This is a genomic window from Hydrogenophaga atypica, assembly GCF_042665215.1.
GTDB lineage: Bacteria > Pseudomonadota > Gammaproteobacteria > Burkholderiales > Burkholderiaceae_C > Hydrogenophaga > Hydrogenophaga defluvii_A.
In genome coordinates, this window is record NZ_JBHTCA010000001.1 from 232,569 (window position 1) to 248,820 (window position 16,252).

General features: G+C 62.3%; 15 protein-coding genes. 3 read left to right on the forward strand and 12 right to left on the reverse strand.

Translation table 11 applies throughout. From position 1 onward, the window contains the following. Positions 1–19 precede the first annotated feature (19 nt). The 6 genes from ACFQPB_RS01210 to ACFQPB_RS01235 form a co-directional block, all read right to left on the reverse strand. Positions 20–883, reverse strand: coding sequence for a hypothetical protein (locus tag ACFQPB_RS01210; RefSeq protein ID WP_382219117.1), 864 nt, complete (start codon positions 881–883; stop codon positions 20–22). 143 nt (positions 884–1,026) lie between these two features. Continuing rightward, entirely contained in the window at positions 1,027–1,347 is a 321-nt protein-coding gene (locus ACFQPB_RS01215) for a hypothetical protein (RefSeq protein WP_382219119.1), read from the reverse strand. Between the two features lie 48 nt (positions 1,348–1,395). Then, complete coding sequence (locus ACFQPB_RS01220; RefSeq protein ID WP_382219121.1) at positions 1,396–1,815, reverse strand: pilin; 420 nt, start codon at positions 1,813–1,815, stop codon at positions 1,396–1,398. A gap of 152 nt (positions 1,816–1,967) precedes the next feature. After that, the gene (locus ACFQPB_RS01225) at positions 1,968–4,259 is read right to left on the reverse strand and encodes a tetratricopeptide repeat protein (protein ID WP_382219122.1); all 2,292 of its coding nucleotides are present in this window, start codon (positions 4,257–4,259) and stop codon (positions 1,968–1,970) included. A 31-nt stretch (positions 4,260–4,290) separates the two neighbouring features. After that, positions 4,291–6,006 (reverse strand): tetratricopeptide repeat protein, encoded by a 1,716-nt coding sequence (locus ACFQPB_RS01230; RefSeq protein ID WP_382219124.1) that lies wholly within the window; start codon positions 6,004–6,006, stop codon positions 4,291–4,293. Between the two features lie 178 nt (positions 6,007–6,184). Further along, on the reverse strand, positions 6,185–7,318 hold the full coding sequence (locus ACFQPB_RS01235) for a glycosyltransferase family 61 protein (protein ID WP_382219126.1): 1,134 nt from the start codon (positions 7,316–7,318) through the stop codon (positions 6,185–6,187). Between the two features lie 164 nt (positions 7,319–7,482). Between ACFQPB_RS01235 and ACFQPB_RS01240 the strand changes: the two genes are divergently transcribed. After that, positions 7,483–8,565 carry a TRAP transporter substrate-binding protein gene (locus ACFQPB_RS01240; protein WP_382219128.1) on the forward strand — a complete coding sequence of 361 codons (1,083 nt, stop codon included), beginning with the start codon at positions 7,483–7,485 and terminating at the stop codon, positions 8,563–8,565. 44 nt (positions 8,566–8,609) lie between these two features. Here the strand turns inward: ACFQPB_RS01240 and ACFQPB_RS01245 are convergent, their stop codons facing one another. Together ACFQPB_RS01245 and ACFQPB_RS01250 are read right to left on the reverse strand one after the other, a co-directional pair. Beyond that, entirely contained in the window at positions 8,610–8,942 is a 333-nt protein-coding gene (locus ACFQPB_RS01245; RefSeq protein ID WP_382219130.1) for a nucleotidyltransferase family protein, read from the reverse strand. After that, entirely contained in the window at positions 8,939–9,364 is a 426-nt protein-coding gene (locus ACFQPB_RS01250) for an HI0074 family nucleotidyltransferase substrate-binding subunit (protein WP_382219131.1), read from the reverse strand. Before ACFQPB_RS01250 ends, ACFQPB_RS01245 begins: the two co-directional genes overlap by 4 nt. A 95-nt stretch (positions 9,365–9,459) precedes the next feature. On the opposite strand from ACFQPB_RS01250, the gene ACFQPB_RS01255 reads away from it, so the two are divergent. Beyond that, complete coding sequence (locus ACFQPB_RS01255) at positions 9,460–9,828, forward strand: glutaredoxin domain-containing protein (RefSeq protein WP_382219133.1); 369 nt, start codon at positions 9,460–9,462, stop codon at positions 9,826–9,828. Here the strand turns inward: ACFQPB_RS01255 and ACFQPB_RS01260 are convergent. The 3 genes from ACFQPB_RS01260 to ACFQPB_RS01270 form a co-directional block, all read right to left on the reverse strand. Then, positions 9,805–11,064 (reverse strand): DEAD/DEAH box helicase, encoded by a 1,260-nt coding sequence (locus ACFQPB_RS01260; protein WP_382219135.1) that lies wholly within the window; start codon positions 11,062–11,064, stop codon positions 9,805–9,807. The genes ACFQPB_RS01255 and ACFQPB_RS01260 overlap by 24 nt on opposite strands. Positions 11,065–11,126: 62 nt before the next feature. Then, positions 11,127–12,383 carry an MFS transporter gene (locus ACFQPB_RS01265; protein WP_382219137.1) on the reverse strand — a complete coding sequence of 419 codons (1,257 nt, stop codon included), beginning with the start codon at positions 12,381–12,383 and terminating at the stop codon, positions 11,127–11,129. Next, a complete protein-coding gene (locus ACFQPB_RS01270; RefSeq protein ID WP_382219138.1) occupies positions 12,380–13,333 on the reverse strand; it encodes a DMT family transporter in 954 nt (317 codons plus the stop codon). The genes ACFQPB_RS01265 and ACFQPB_RS01270 overlap by 4 nt, the downstream gene beginning before the upstream one ends. Positions 13,334–13,421: 88 nt before the next feature. On the opposite strand from ACFQPB_RS01270, the gene ACFQPB_RS01275 reads away from it, so the two are divergent. Further along, positions 13,422–14,249 (forward strand): AraC family transcriptional regulator, encoded by an 828-nt coding sequence (locus ACFQPB_RS01275; RefSeq protein WP_382219140.1) that lies wholly within the window; start codon positions 13,422–13,424, stop codon positions 14,247–14,249. Here the strand turns inward: ACFQPB_RS01275 and ACFQPB_RS01280 are convergent. Beyond that, entirely contained in the window at positions 14,217–16,250 is a 2,034-nt protein-coding gene (locus tag ACFQPB_RS01280) for a diguanylate cyclase (protein ID WP_382219142.1), read from the reverse strand. The two genes, ACFQPB_RS01275 and ACFQPB_RS01280, sit on opposite strands and share 33 nt — an antisense overlap. Positions 16,251–16,252 lie beyond the last annotated feature (2 nt).

Sequence of the window (16,252 nt, forward strand, 5' to 3'; positions counted from 1 at the left end):
TCCGTCCAGTCTCGTAGCGTTATATGGGCCCGGTGGTGTCAAGCAGCGATGCCATCAGGTCGGTCATTTTTTGTTTTTCAAAGGCCGCCGCCGCCGCCAGCCCGCATTCGCGCCAGCGGTCGTTAACCAAGGCCGCGTGCAGCCTCTCAAATAAATTATTTGATGTAATGATTTCTGTGTAATCTAAATAATTTGCCGGGTCGGTTTCGTTTTCTGAGAGAATGTGGCAGCTGTTGTTGGCCAGATAACAAATTCGAAATGAATTGACGTGGGTGTATCTGTCATCTTGTATGAGATTGAGCTGTACCTTGGCCCTGGCAATTCGATCATTTCTTAGAAAATAGGGGCAGCTGTGATCTGCAGTTCCACGAAGCCCGGCTTGAGTCAGACTGTCCAGTATGGTTTTTCTTCGCGGCGAGAGCATGCCAAAGAAATAGAAGTCCAGATCTTTGTTTGAGCGGTGCTCAATATCCCTTAGTTTTGGATGGTGGCCCCATCGAAGGAAGTGGGCTGAACATTCGTATTTTTCGTACTGGGGGATGTTGTCAAGAACCACATCCCATCTGGCAACGGCATCTTCCATAAATGGGAGATATGCGCCGAGGAAATCCACTTTTTGTGGATTGTAGTTCAACATGTCTTGATCAATAATTTCGGTGTTGATGTTGATGTAGCGGTAGCCGGAGCGCGCAATGGTTTGTAGGTTTTCCTTGGAAAGGAAGTAGGCGCCAATCACAAGGTTGACGCCATTTCGATCAAGTGCAGCAGGTGAAATATTCGCTTGGTGGCCCAAATCTTCCAGTGCGTATTTGAGGCATAGGATGAAATCCCTGCGCAGATGAAAGAGCCATTCTGGGCCCATGTAGCAAATGTTGAAGTTCATGGCCGATTGGTTGGGTTGGTCCGGATGGTGATTTGCGGTGGCTTGTGTGTACACCTGCCATTGCCACGGGTTTTGATCAAAACTGCCTAATGTCGCCGGGATTGAGTCGGGTGTTTTTGACTGGCGCCCTTCAGATGGTCCCGTTACTTGTTCAAGTGGACAACAATCGCCTCGGTGGCGAAGTCTGTGAATTTTTTGGTGTACCCGCGTTCTTTGAGCTCCCACTTCACATGGTTGGCCAGTTTTGCCTTCTTGATCCAACCCAGTTTATGGGTTGCTTGGAATTCAACCACCCGTTGGCACAGATCCTCCATGATGCGTGTGAGCCGACTGATAGATACCTGTTTTCCAGGGGTGTTGTCCAATTCCGGTGGGTACCGCTTGGCAAGATCATCGGCCAGTGAGCGCGCAACCGCTTTCAAGTCTGTAGCTTGGGCGGTTTTGAAGAATGAAAAAATTTTCATATAAAAAAGGGGGCGCAAGGCCCCCTGTTCAATGGCTCGGCACGTCGTTCAGCCGCGGCACGACGCGGGCATGTATTTCAACGGTGTGCCTGTGCACGACCAAACGGCGGTGGTGCCGTTCCACGAGGGAGTCATGACGACTGTCAATGCAGTCGTGCCAATTGCTGTTGTTCCTGCAATAGTAATTACTCCACTTGCAGAAACGGCTGCTGCTGCAACCAAATTGGTGAGCCCCATTTGAGCGGAGATTGCGTTCTGTGTATTCGCCGGAAGTGAGCAGTTATTCTGAAGTTGGCATGCCTCGGTAATGGCGGTTTTGGCTCCCGATGCCGCGAGTAGCAACTCGGTCGATCGGGCACGGATCGTGTAGTCTTGGTAGGCGGGCAGGGCCACGGCAGCCAAGATGCCGATGATGGCGACCACGATCATCAGTTCGATGAGCGTGAAACCTTGCTGGATGGATTTCATGGGTTTCCTTTGATCAAAGTTGAGGGCAAGTGCTGACGCTGTGCGCACAGCGCTCAGCGGATCAGTTTTTGCAAGAGTCATGCCACCCTAAAGCTCCGGCGTATACCCTCAAACGGGGACTTGATGCGGCGATTTTGACAAAATTTGTCACTTTACGTGACTAGAAGTGGGCGATATTCGTCCACCAAGCACAAGGCGGCTTGTGCCACCAGTGTTTCCCAGTCGTGGGGCTTGGGTTGCCGTAGCACTTGCACATGGGGGTACCAGGGCATGTTGCGGTTGGTCAAACCATAACGCCACTCAGGTACCGTGGGCGCCAGTACCCAGGTTTTTTGGCCAACAGCGCCAGCGTAATGAACGGTGGTGTTGCAGACCGTAAAAACGCCGTCCAGCGCAGCAATCAGCGCAGCAAACTCATCCAGATCGGCTATTGCGGACGACCAGTGAGTCAAAGTGATGCCTGCTTGTTGGGCCAGCGCCAGTTCTTCGCGCACATCACCGTATTGCAAGCTGACCCACTGAGAAGGCAGGGCGCAGGTCAACGGCTTCAAGAGCGATGGAGACAGTGTGCGTATCGCGCTACGGGTGGGTTCGGTGCCTCCGCGCCATGATGTGCCGAAATAAGGACCGGCCCCCAGGCGTTCGAGCCGACTCCGCCAGTGGCGCACCCGGGCGGAATCGGGTTTGAGGTAGGGCTGGCGAGGAAAGCTGTCTATGGTCCGTCGGAAATGCCTGGGGAGATCCCCAAGCGGCACGAAGCAGTCCACATTTTCAATGTCCCGCAACCATTCCAGTTTTGAATCTTGCCTCGATCCAATTACTTCGCATTCGGGAAAGGAGCGGGCCAGGGTCGGTGCTACGCGGCTGATTGCTTCCAGCACCACGCGAGCGGGCTTGCGTGCGAGCAGGTCGGGCAGGCACGAAGCGAACATCACTTGATCGCCTAGGCCTTGTTCAGCCAGCACGACAATGGTTTTGCCTTTCAAATCCTCGCCTTGCCATTCCGGCACGGGCAAAACACGGTAGTTGCTCAGCCCCAGCTGGCGGTGTCGATAGCCGTCCCACCCAGCGCCAAAATCCTCGGTCAACAAATGCATGGCTGCTTTCGCGAGTCGCAGTTGGCCTGTGTTACCGAGTAGGCCAATTTGCTCGTCAAAAATGGCTAGTGCTTCCTTTACCCGACCGGTGTACGACAGGCAAAGCGCATAGGCCGACTTGACACCCAGTCGCGACACCAAGTCTTTGGCTTCCAACTCATCGAAGCACGTAATAGCCTCCGCATAGTCGCAATTGTGGTTGTAGGCCAGGGCGAGCAGCGCCAAGTTGATGTCGGATGGCCACCGCGCCTGACATTCCTGCGCTATGGGAAGCGCTTCTGCAAATCGGCCCTGTTTCATCAAGGCGCTTCGCAAAGCCTGCAGTACATCCTGGTGGCGAGATCCCAACTCCAGCGCCCGCTTAAGGTGTCTCTCTGCACCAGGGTAGTCGGGACGTTCAAGCAGGGCGTTGCCCATGCCCTCGTGGGCCACGGCGCTGTCGGGATGGTGGATCAAAAATGCGTGCAGGACCGCCAGCCCGCTATCAGCGTCGCCTCTTCTGCGGTAGAGGCGATTAGCGAGTACCGCCAATTCGGCGTCATCAGCATGGTTCAACAGCAGGGTTTCTGTAGCTGAAATCACCTCGTCTGAACCGGGACCCCACGGGACAGAGGCGATGCGACGCCATTCGTCATGCCAGGGTTGTGGTGGCTGCGTGGGGTCGATCGCCAGGCCTTTGGGGCTCGTCCTGTCCTCTAGTGCGTCACCTGGGTCAGTGAGGCTGGGGTCGCCTGCTTGGACGGAGGGGGCGGTGTCGGTATTCAGTTGCGCCAGATTTTGCAGAGCCTGGTTGAACTCGGGGTCTAGCTTGAGCGCGTTGATAAAGCAGGCTCGGGCCTCAGTGTTGCGTCCTTTGGACAACAAGGCGATGCCCAGGTTGTTCCACGAGGCCTTGTCATTGGGTGCTTGGCGCAACGCGCGTTGCAGCGACTCTTCTGCCTGAGCAAAGTTGCCCAAGCAGATGTGACAGAGGCCAAGCTGGGCCAAGTATCGAGACTCCGTGGGTGCGGCGTTGCTGGCGAACAGCGCATGTTGAAACGCGCTTTCGTATTCGCCGCGCGAGTGCATCAGCAGCGACAGTCCATGATGTGCATCCGAGAAGCCTGGAGCCTGCTTCAGCACCTGGCTGTAGAACGCCTCAGCGGAGGCATCGTCATGGGTGCGAAAGGCGATTTCCGCCTTCAAACACATCTGCACTTGCTTGATGTCGGGCGTGTCGGGGTGCAGCGCCTCGCTCGCGTTTCGTGCTTTGTCGAAGTCACCCGCAGCGATCAAATCGCGGATTTCTGTTTCGGTCCAATGCCGAGGCGGCCGCGTGATGAGTTTGCCAAGCAGTTGCTTCAACATGGGGTGCACTTGGTTGTTGCGAGCGGAGCGTTCAAGTAGCGAAGGTCTGGCGCAGCGTTGTGAGTGGGGCCGTCCAGTCGCCTGGGCTTGTTTGGCGCAACAGCTTCAGTGAGGGATACCACGGCATACTCTCGCCCTCCGCGCCATAGCGCCAATTGGGGCTGAAGGGCGTCAACACCCAGCCGGGGCGCCCGATGGCGCCGGTGAGATGAGCTTGTGTGCTGCAAACGGTCACCACTGCATCCAGGGCGCAAGTGAGTGCGGCAACTTCGTCTTGATTTGCAAGCGTTTCTGGCCAGTGCGGCAGATCAATACCTTGTTGCGCGAGGTCTGCCACTTCTTGCGCGGCAGACTCGCCATACTGCAGGCTGAGCCATTGTGCTGGGCTGTTCCGCATGAGCGGTCCCAAACTGTCAAGTGACAAGGAGCGCTGCTCTCGGCCTGTCTGGGGCAAGCCCCCGCGCCATGCAACGCCGATCACCGGTCGGCGAAAGCGAGCAAGCCTCTCGCGCCATCGCGCAACGCGGGCACTGTCGGCCTGAAGGTAGCCGGCGTGTGGCACAAACTGGGTTGCATTTCGCCTGAAATACCGGGGCAGGCTCCCAATCGCGACCTGGCAATCGATGCGGGTGGCCAGTTGGTCTAGCCAATCCAAGTTGGCGGCCTGGGGGTCGCGGCCAACAACGGTGGCCTGCGGGAAAGAGCGCGCGAACAGTGGCGCCAGCCGTGTCGAGACCTCAATGACCACGTGGCCGGCGATTTGCAGTAAATCGGGCAGGCAATGGGCGAACATGATGGTGTCACCCAGCCCTTGTTCTGCGTGCACCAGCACTGTCCGGTCGGTGAGCTGCTCCCCTGTCCATTCGGGTTGTGGAAAGTGGCGCACTGGACTTTCGGCAATGTGTCTGCGGGCCTCGTGCAAGTCCCATCCTGTGTCAAAGCGTTTTTGCAACAGGTGCAGGTGCCCCATTTCAAGCCGGGCGTTGGGGTTCTCGCGCGTGAGTGCTAAGGCTGTTTTCAGTACGCCTTCTGCGTCGCTGAACTCGCGGCGGGCTGAGTACAGTGCGGCTTGAGTGACATAGATGTCAGGGTTCCCTGGATCGGTTTCGAGGGCTCGCTGGATGGCGTTCTGTGCTAGCTCAAGCGCCCCTGTATTCAGGTACAGCTCCGCGAGCAGCACCCAGTGGGCAGCATGGTGGCTGTGAAGTTCAGTTAACCTGATGGTGGCTTGAATGGATTGAGCCACGTTGCCTGTATGGCGACAAGCCAGCGCGAGGTTGTGGAGTGCCTCCGCGAAATCCGGCTTTATAGCCAGCGCCTTTTCAAAATGTTCAATTGCGTTCAACCAGGCGCCGCGATGGGTATCGACGAGCCCGAGGTTTAGCCAAGCGTGGGCGTTGTTCGCGTCCCGCTCTAGCGCCATCTGGAATCGGTTATGGGCTGCTTTGAGATTGCCGGAACCAAGCAGAGCCAGTCCCCAATGAACGAGGGTTTCGGTGCTGGCTCTATCGAGTTGATGGGCAATGCCGAGATGCTTGATTGCTTCGGCCCATCTGGTCGTTTGTATCAAGACCAGCCCGAGACCTTCGCGCGCCGGGGCGTGCTTGGGTGAAATGCCCAAGGCAGTGGCGAACGCTTTTTCAGCAGCGTAGGGCTGTTTGATGTGCAGGTAGGTATCCCCGAGCAGGGTCCATGCCTCTGCCGATTGTGGGTGTTGCTGGGCCCAGGCAGCAATTTCGATCAGCAACTTGATCAGTGTTTCGGGTGTTGATGTCTGGAGTTGCGCCCTCCATCCCGGAACTGGGTCTTCGGGGCGCGCTCGGTCTGACGCGACGCCAGGTAGGCTGAAATGCATCTTCGTCATGGACTCAGGCATATTGGTCGGGAGCAATCATCATATGAGGGCGCTCTTTGTTTTCGCGTCTTCAGTCCTCAAACAGCGAGAGCATAGGGTCGATGTCTGCGCTGTCGATCAGTAGATCGTTATGTAGCAGCATGTGCGAGCGGGGTCCTTGGCTGGGTGTTGAACGGCAGGCATAGAAACGCAGGCGGAGGTCGAGGCTTGCGCACATGTGTCTGAGCATCTGGCCGACGCCGCCATTGCCTTCGGCGTAATTGCGTGGCGCGATGCAAACGATTTGAGTGCCGGGCTCGCAAAAGGTCAGGTTGAACTTCGCCGAGCCGATGGGCATGAGGATTTTTGTGCAATTCCGGAAGAGTGACATGCTTTGATCGGGGCCGATCCGTTCTGGATGGACCACGTCAGCGAGCTTTCGACGGTGTAGCGCCTCCTGCAATGCGGCCTGCCCCAGTACCTTTCTCACCGTCACGTCTTCGCGGCCCACAAAAAGCACCTTGTTGGTCGGTTGGCGCTTCTGTGGCTGTTTGCTCAACTGTGCTCGCAACGCCAGCAGGCTGCCTACAGGCGCGGCGGGCTTTTGTGAGGTCAAGCTGTGCAGTCTCAGCTCCTTGAAACGGTAGAAGGCGTGTTTCTGCAGTGGCCAAACTTCAATCGGTTGGTCAATGTGTCCTGTGGCAGACAAGATGTGCATGGCTGGGTCGCATGGTCCCTTGCTGTCGGTCACCATCGGTATGTGAAGCTGGCCCGCCCGATTTGAGGCCAACATTCTGTCCAGGCAATCGGTGAAAAAGTGTCCCCAGTGTGAGCTGAAGCCCATCATCTGTGCAGACGGGAAAGGCGTATCAATGAACGGGCCGTTGGGAAGTTGGAGGCTGCCGCTCAAGTTGTTGCCGCCTCGCCCATCTTCGGCCCAAACGTGCTGATGACTAAAACCACCCGGAAGCATGTGGCCATCGAAGATGATGCCGAGGTTTGTGCCCCAGACAAGTGCTTGTGGAATCTTGAGTTGGAAGCTGGTGGTTGTGGAAAGCTTAAAACTAGGCAGGGTATGGGTGGCGCCTGTATGGTCTAGTACGTCGGCTGCTGGTATCTGGTGCGACTCTATGCAGGGTGGAGGTTCAGAGGGGATTGCCAGTAAACCAGCTTGCTTTGCAAACGAATAGAGTTGATCAGGGGGGATGACGCTAAGCTGCTGCATTCTGGCATTTTGCCCCCAAGGAGTTGTTGGCGTACGGCGCAAGCATCTTTCAGTAAGGTAATTGAATATATCTGGTATGGTCGTCAATTCCCGTTTTCCCTAGGTGCCTCGCCGGCTCCAACCGGCGCGCACCCATTGACAACCACCCGAGGAGTTGAGTTTCCATGGATCGTCGTTCCCTGATCAAGCACGCTGGCGTGGCCGGTGTGTTGTCCGCAGGCGTTGCCCCCGCCGTGCACGCCCAGGCCGCCGTGCGTTGGCGCATGGCGTCGAGTTTCCCCAAGTCGCTGCCCACCATTTTTGGTTCGGCCGAGAAGTTCTCCGAAACCGTCAAGGCCTTGTCGGGCGGTAAGTTCGAGGTGTCGGTGCACGCTGCGGGCGAGCTGGTGCCGGCCTTTGGCGTGGTGGACGCGGTGCAGAACGACACCCTGGAAATGGCGCAGACCGCACCCTATTACTTCACCGGTAAAGACCCGATTTTTGCCTTCGGATGCGCCGTGCCGTTTGGCCTGACCGCCCGCCACATGGACGCGTGGATGGAGCATGGCAACGGTCGCAAGCTCATGGACGAGTTCTACGCCAAGTTCAACATCATCTCGATGAGCGCGGGCAACACCGGCACGCAAATGGGCGGCTGGTACCGCAAGCAGATCAAGACCGTGGCCGACCTCAAGGGCCTGAAAATGCGCCTGGGCGGTGGCCTGTTCGGTGAAACCATGGCCAAGCTGGGCGTGGTGGCGCAAAACATGCCTGCCGGCGAGGTGTACCAGGCGCTGGAAAAAGGCACGCTGGACGCGACCGAGTTTGTGGGCCCCTTCGACGACGAGAAGTTGGGCTTCCACAAGGTGGCGCCTTTTTACTACTACCCCGGTTGGTGGGAAGGCGGTGCCGAGCTGGAGTTCTTCATCAGCAAGAAGGCATTTGCCGCGTTGTCGGCCGAGAACAAGGCCATCGTGCGTGCCGCTGGTGCCGTGGCCGCGCGCGACATGACCGCCAAGTACGACGCCGAAAACCCCTTGGCCCTCAAGCGCCTGGTGGGCGCCGGCACCAAGCTCATGCCTTTTGGCAAGGACGTGATGGAAGCCGGCTTCAAGGCCGCCAAGGAAGTGTTTGCCGCACACGAAGCCAAGTCGCCCGAGTTCAAGAAGATCCACCAGGATATGCGCGCCTTCCAGCGCGACCAGATCCTGTGGAGCCGCTTTTCCGAGTGGCGTTACGACAGCTTCATGACCACGGCCAAGGTCTGATGCTTGACTGGCTGGGCGCTTTGGGCGCTCAGCCGGCCTTTGTTTCAAGCTGTGCTGCGGTCGCCAGTGAGTGGCCGCATTTCAGCCTTCACCCGTTCGGCAAATTCGCCCTTCAGCTGCTGGGCTTCCACCAAATCCACCTTGAACGGCAGTTCGCTGGCCTCAAAGGCGTCGCTAAGTTGCGCCCGCTGATCCCAGGTCAGGTTGGGAGGCTCGGTCAGCAGGATGTCGAGGTCAGAGAACGGGCGCGCCCGTCCCGTGGCGCGCGAACCAAACACCCAGGCTTGTACCTGGGGCAGGTGACGGTGAAGGATGGCCTGGACCTCGGCCACTTGCGAGGCGGTGAGCTGCACCGCAGGTGTTGCTACGGTGGTCATGGCCTAGAGGCTGCTTCCAGGCTGCTGAGCAACGCATCGGCATCAGCGGCGAAATCGGCGCACGCCGACACCACCGCTTGTGCCTTGGTTTCGTCATAGGTGTGGCTGGTGCTGTTGCGCATTTCCCGCCAGCGGCGCCATGCCAGGGGGGCGCTCAACAGGCCGGCGTCAGCGCCCAGACGCAACAAATCGTTGAAGGGCAGATCGACAACCTGAGCTTCAGACAGCGCCCGTTCGATGAGCACGCGGCGCAGCGCCTTGATGGACAGCTCGTAGGTGAATTCGAACGATTGGATGACGGCACTCCGCAAGTGCGGCTTCAGGCCAGACTCGGCGGGCTCGGCGTTCCAATAGCGCAACGCATCGTGCAACAGCGCTAAGGCCTTGCGCAGCGGGGTCAGGTCGATGCGGATGGGTTCCATGCGGCCATTGTGCATGGCAAGGGTGCGTGGTGCCAAGGTGGGCGCATGCCGGGGCCCAATCCCCTAAAGTCGCTGTTTCACCCACAGGAACCCCCATGCCACGCACCATCCTCGACGAATCCGCCCTGCACCCCGCCATCCGCGCCAAGGTGGCTGGGCTTCATGCCGATCTGCTGGCCCAGGTGCAAACCGCCGTGGCCACACACCCGGTGGTGGTGCTGGGCATGGCGGGCAACCCGTTTGTGGGCAAGGCCCGCAAGCTCTTGCGCGATGCGGGCCTGGCGCACGAGTACATCGGCATCGGCAGCTACTTGTCGGAATGGCGGCGGCGCAATGCGCTCAAGATGTGGACCGGCTGGCCCACGTTTCCCATGGTGTTTGTGCGCGGCACGCTGGTGGGCGGTGCCGACGACCTCAAGCGCTTGATTGACTCGGGCGAACTACAAAAGCTGCTCGCCGCCTGAGGCCGTTTTTTGTGCGGCGGCGGCCCGCAGCTTGTCCTTCTTGCTGGGCCGTTTGCCCTTGATACCACCCCCGCCCGGCACGGGAGGCGGCGGCACTTCGGTGGGCTCGAAGCCGGGCAGCACCTCCAGCGGCAGGCTCAGGCCTTGGCGTTTTTCGATCAGCCGCCAGTGCGCCAACTGCGCGGCGGTGACGAAGCTGATGGCCAGCCCTTCGGCGCCAGCGCGCCCGGTGCGGCCAATGCGGTGCACGTGGTCTACCGCCGAGCGCGGCAGGTCGTAGTTCACCACCACGGGCATGTTTTCGATGTCGATGCCGCGCGCGGCCAGGTCGGTGGTCACCACCACGTCCCAGCGCTTTTCTTTGAACTCGCCCAGCACCTCTTGCCGCGCGCCTTGGCTCAGGCCGCCGTGGAAGGGCGTGGCGTACAGTTCGCCCCGGTTGAGCTTGCCCGCCACCACGGTGGCCGCGTGCTGCGTGGCCACAAACACCAGCACGCGTGGCCAGCCTTCGGTTTCAATGAGGTGGCGCAGCAGCTGCGTGCGGCGTGTGCTGTCCACCTGGATGGCGCGCTGTTGCACCATGGGGGCCTCGGCATCGTTGGCGGGCACGTCGATGCGCTGCGGCTGGTGCAGCAGGCCGTCGGCCAGCGCCTGCACACTGGTGGGGAAGGTGGCCGAAAAAAACAGGTTTTGTCGCCGTGCGGGCAGCAGGGCCAACACGCGTTGCAGCTCGTCGGCAAAGCCCAGGTCGAGCAGGCGGTCGGCTTCGTCCAGCACCAGGGTGCCCACATGGCCCAGGCGCAGGGCGTTGTGGGCCACCACATCCAGCAGGCGGCCGGGGGTGGCCACCACCACATCGGCGCCGCCGCGCAGCGCCATCAGTTGCGGGTTGATGGACACGCCGCCAAACAGCACCACCACCTTGGGGCGCCTGGGCAAATCCTGGGCCAGCGCGCGCAGCACCTCGCCCACCTGGGCGGCCAGCTCGCGTGTGGGCACCAACACCAGGGCGCGCACGCGGCGCGGCGAGGTGGGTGCTTGCTGCACAAAACCTTGGAGCAGCGGCAACACGTAGCTGGCGGTTTTGCCCGAGCCGGTCTGGGCGGTGGCCAACACGTCGGCACCGCTGAGCACCACCGGGATGGCCTGGGCCTGGATGGGCGTGGGGGCGGCAAAGCCCAGTCTTTCGGCGGCGCGGGCGAGGGCGGGCGCAAGGCCCAGGGCGAGAAATGGCATGGTGGCGGTGTGGGTGGGGGCGTGCAGTGTAGCGGCGCCCGGCCCAGGCAAGTCGTTTTGGGTCAGGCCGCCGTGCGGGCCGATACCTGCAGTGTGCCCCGGCGCACCCGCCAGTACAACCAGCCCGCAATGCTCAGGTTGAGCAGGTTCCAGGCGATGCCGTTGAGAAAAGCGGCGTGGTAGCTGCCGGTGAGGTCGAACACCCAGCCCGACATCCAGCCGCCCAGCGCCATGCCCACCAGCGTGGCCATGATGACGGCGCCCACGCGCGCGCCGGCTTCTTGCGGCGGAAAGTGTTCGCGCACGATGATGGCGTAGGAGGGCACGATGCCGCCCTGGAACAGCCCAAACAACCCAGAGATGACGTACAGCGGCACCAGTCCGTCAAACGGCAAAAACAGCAGCAGGGCCACGCCTTGCAAGGCCGAGCCCAAGAGCAGCGTGCGTATGCCACCAATGCGGTCGCAGATCAGGCCCGATACCAGCCGGCTGACGATGCCACAGGCCAGCATCAGCGACAACATCTCTGCGCCACGTGCCGCGCCGAACCCGAGGTCGGTGCAGTAGGCCACGATGTGCACCTGGGGCATGGACATGGCCACACAACAGGCCACGCCCGCCACACACAGCAGCGCCTGGGCGTGCGCCACCGGCAGGCCAAAGGGGCGGTCGGTGCTGATGGCGCGCAGGTCGCCACCGGCGGGCTGCACCACCACCAAAGGTGGGCGCTGACGCATGCGCCGTGCCAGCAGCAGCATGCCGCCGCCGCACAACAAGCCCATCAGCACGTAGGTGTGGCGCCAGCCAATCGTTTCGATGCCCCATTGCACCAACGGCGGCCACACGGTGCCGGCCAGGTAGTTGCCACTGGCGGCTACCGCCACCGCGATGCCGCGCCGCTTGTTCCACCACAGCGCGGTGTCGGCCAACAGCGGCGCAAAGGTGGACGAGCTGCCCAACATGCCCAGCAGCAGGCCGTGCGCCAGCCCAAAGGTCCAGATGCTGCCCGACAGTCCGGCCCACACAAAGCCGGCACACACCGCCACCGCCCCCACCTGCAGCACGGGGGTGATGCCGTGTTTGTCGGCCAGCTTGCCGGTCCACAGGCCGCCCAGGCCCAGGCAGATCATCATCAGGGTGTAGGGCAGGGCGGCGTCGCCCCGGCCCACGCCAAACTCCGCCTGCACCGCCGGCAGCACCACGGCCACCACGTACATGCCGCTGTTGCCCAGCGTCACCAGGCCCAGCACGGTGAGCAGGCGCAGCGCGGCCTGGCGCGAATCGATGAGGCTGGGGTCGGCGGGCTGGGTGCTGCTCATGGCGTCAGCTTAACGTGCTGCGCGGCTTTGCGCCGCAGCAGCACCTGCGCCAGCCAGGTGTGGCCGCTCACGCCCACAATGCCCAGCAGCACCAGGCCGGCGCCGGCCACAAAACGCGGCTCCAGCGGCTCGCCCAGCAGCCACACGCCAAAGCCGACGCCGAACAGCGGCGTCAAAAAGGAGAACACACCCAACTGCGCCGCCAGGTACTTTTTGAGCAGCCAGAACCACAGCAAAAAGCTGGCAAACGACACGATCACCGCCTGGAAGGCCAGGTTGCTCCAGGCCATGGCGGTGGGGCGTATGTCGGCCTGGCCCAGGGCGATGGCGGCGGGCAGCAGCAGCACGGCGGCCGCCACCAGTTGGTACAACAAGGTTTGTGTGGCCGGTGCCTGACCCAGCTTGCTGCTGCGCAGCACCACCGTGGTGGCGCCCCAGGCCATGCCGCCGAGCAGGCCCAGCGCGTCGCCCAGCAGCATGTTCGTGTTGACATGCTGCGTGCTCCCCGCATGACCGCTGAACGCCAGCACAAGGCCGCCAAACGCCACCGCAATGCCCAGCCACTGCAGCGGCCGCAGGCGTTCAGAAGGCAGTTTCCAGTGCAGGCCCAGGGCGGCAAACAGCGGCGCGGTGTAGAGGAACACCACCATGTGCGAGGCGCTGGTCAGCCGCATGCCCAAACCCACCAGCAGGTATTCCAGTGCAAACAGGCTGCCCACCACCACACCGGGCCAGAAGGTGCCGTCGCGCAGCGACATCCGTTCGCCCCGCCACACCATGACCGCGCCCACCAGCAGGGCCGCGATGCCCGAGCGCAGCGCCACCTGCATCAGCGGCGACATGTCGGGTGCGGTGGCCTTCATGGCCACCTGTTGCAGTCCCCACAACATGCAGAGCAGCAACATCAGGCCCATGGCCAGGGCATCAACGGGTTGGCGGGAGGTGGGCATGGCGCGATTGTGGGTTGTCCTTGCTGCGCGGAATAACGAGAATCGGACAAGCGATGGCGAACTTGCGCCATCGCGCACCCCATACGCCATGCCCGCCGCCCCTCGTCACCTGCGCCAGCCGCCCTTCAGCGACGCGTTGCCCGCGCCCATTTTTTTCCGCGCCACCTGGGTGCCGGCCGAAACGGCCTACCCGCAGCACCGCCACGCCTGGGGCGAATTCGTCTATTCCTTCAGCGGCGTGATGGAGGTGAAGCTGGCCGACCGCCACTACACCGCGCCACCGCCCTACGGCATCTGGTTGCCGCCGCAGGTGGAGCACACGGGCCTGAACCACCTGGAGGCCTGCCACTGCTCGCTCTACATCAGCGCCCCCTTGTGTGACCACATGCCACGCGATGCCTGTGTGCTGATCGCCAGCCCGCTGCTGCGTGCGCTGCTGGACCACCTGCGCCAGACGCCGTCCAACGGCCCACCCCCGCCGGAACACGAGCGCCTGCTGCAGGTGGTGGTGGACCAGTTGACCCAGGCGCCCCGCGCCGGCAGCTACCTGCCCAGCTCTGACGACCCCCTGCTGGCACCGGTGCTGTTGGCGCTGCAGGCCACCCCGGGCGACAACCGCAGCCTGGCCGAGTGGGCGCAGCTGGTGCACACCACCGAGCGCACTTTGGTGCGGCGCTGCCAGCGCGACCTGGGCATGGGCTTGCTGGAGTGGCGCCAGCGCCTGCGCATCGTCAAAGCCCTGCCCCGGCTGGAGGCGGGCGAGAAGATCGAGGCCATCGCGTTCGAACTCGGTTACGCCAGCGTGTCGGCCTTCATCGCCATGTTCCGCCGGCTCATGGGGGTCACGCCCGATGCGTTTCGCAAAGGCAGTGCCTTGGCCACGTCAGTCGCAACACACCCGGTTGCGGCCCTCTGACTTGGCGCGGTAGAGCGCTTTGTCGGCGCGGTGCACCGCTTCTTCCTCGTTTTTGTCGGTGCCCCGTGCTTCCGACACGCCCACGCTGACCGTGACCTCGCCCACCACCGGGAAGGCTTGTGTGGCCACGGCCTGGCGGATTTTTTCGCCCAGCGTGAGGGCGCCGGCCTGCGTGGTGTCGGGCAGCAGCACCAAAAATTCCTCGCCGCCGTAGCGTGCCACGAAGTCGGTGACGCGGGCGGCGCCTTGCAGCACACACGCCAGTTGGCGCAACACCTCGTCGCCCGTTTCGTGACCGTAGGTGTCGTTGATGCGTTTGAAGCGGTCGATGTCGATGAACAACACCGCATAGGGCTGGCCATGGCGTTTCATGCGCAGGAACTCCTGGCGCAGGCGCTCGTTGGTGGACAGCCGGTTGTTCAGCTGTGTCAACACGTCGGTGTGGCTCAGCCGCTGCAGCGCCTCGTTGGCGGTGGTCAGCGAGGCGGTGCGTGAGGCCACGGCCTCCTCAAGGTGGTGCACGTGTACCAGGCGCGCGTGCTCCAGCGCCAGCTCGGCTTCTTTGCGTGGTGTGATGTTGAGCACGCTGCCGCGCACCTCCACCAGCTGGCCCAGCGCATCGCGCACCGGTTCGCCTATGAGTTGCAGCCACAGCATGTGGCCGTCACTGCGCCGCGCGGGCACTTCCATCTCATAGGACGTGCTGCCGTTCAGCGCCGCCAGATGGGTTGCCTTGATGTCTGCCCAGGTGCTGGCGTCAAACACGGTGCCGCGCAGTTCCCGAAAGGCGCTCACGTCGCGGCCCAACATCTCGCGCACCGATGCGGACACCACCACGGTGGCAGACGCCGGCTGGTAGCGCCAGACGCCAAAACCGGCCAGGCGGTGGGTTTCATCCAGCTCGGCCGCACGTGCCGCCAATTGGCGGGCGGTCTGGTGCAACACGTCGCTCACCTCGGCGCTCTCATGCAGGTGCCCCGCGTGCTGGGGCCAGGCCGTGCCCTCGCGCAGGGCCAGCGCCTGTTGGCGCAGCGCCCGCAGCGAGTCGGCAATGCGGTTGGCCGCCATCCAGGCCAACAACAGCCCCAGCCCCAGCAGCGCCAGCATGACCAGGGCGAGGGCGCCCAGCTTGCGCTGCAGCGCGTGTTCCAGCGCGGCCTGGGTGATGCCGATGCCCACGCTCCAGCCGGTGGCCGCCGACCGGCTCCAAGCCGACACGGTGGGCACGCCTTCGCGCGTGGTGGTTTTCATCACCCCTTCGGGGCTGGCCAGGATGCGTGCGATGTACTCGGGTGTGCCCTTTTGCCCCACGTAGGTTTCCGCGCCGATGGTGCGTGCCGCGATGGTGCCGGTGGAATCGAAGATGGCCGCCAGCTGCTCGGTCGGAAACCGCTGTGCCGCCAGGATGCTGGCGAAGTCGGCCGGCAGCAGGCCCAGGCTCAGAATCTGGTGCACTTGGCCCTGGCGCCACACCGGCACGTCAATGCTGAGCACCGGTTTGCCGAGCACGCCGCCGGTGTACAGGGGCGAGATCGCTACCTTGCCGGTGGTCAATACCTGCTCGACCGATGACGGGTTGCCGTGGCGGGGCAAGGCCTCGCCCGGTGACTTCAGGGTGTTGAGCAATTGCTGCCCGTTCACGTCGCTGAGTACCACGTTCAGGCCCACCCCGGTGGCCGCCAGCACCTCGCGGGCGTGGGTGTGAAAGGCGGTCAGATCACCGGTCGCCAGGTGTTCGGAGGCGGCGAGCGACAGAGCGCTGGCGCGCGCTACAAGCAACTGGTTGTCCACCGCCCGCACCAGGGCGCGTGCGGTGGTGATCATGTCGTGCTCCAGTTGGGCCCGGCCTTCGCGGAGTTGCAGGGCAAACATCGCGCCCGTGCCCAGCATGCCGGGCACCAGGCAAGCCAACACCAGCCACAGCAGCACCGATCCAATGCGCCAACGGCGAACGGCCGCAGGTGCGGCCGTTGCAGGGGGTATGGGAGGTGTTGCGGGCATGG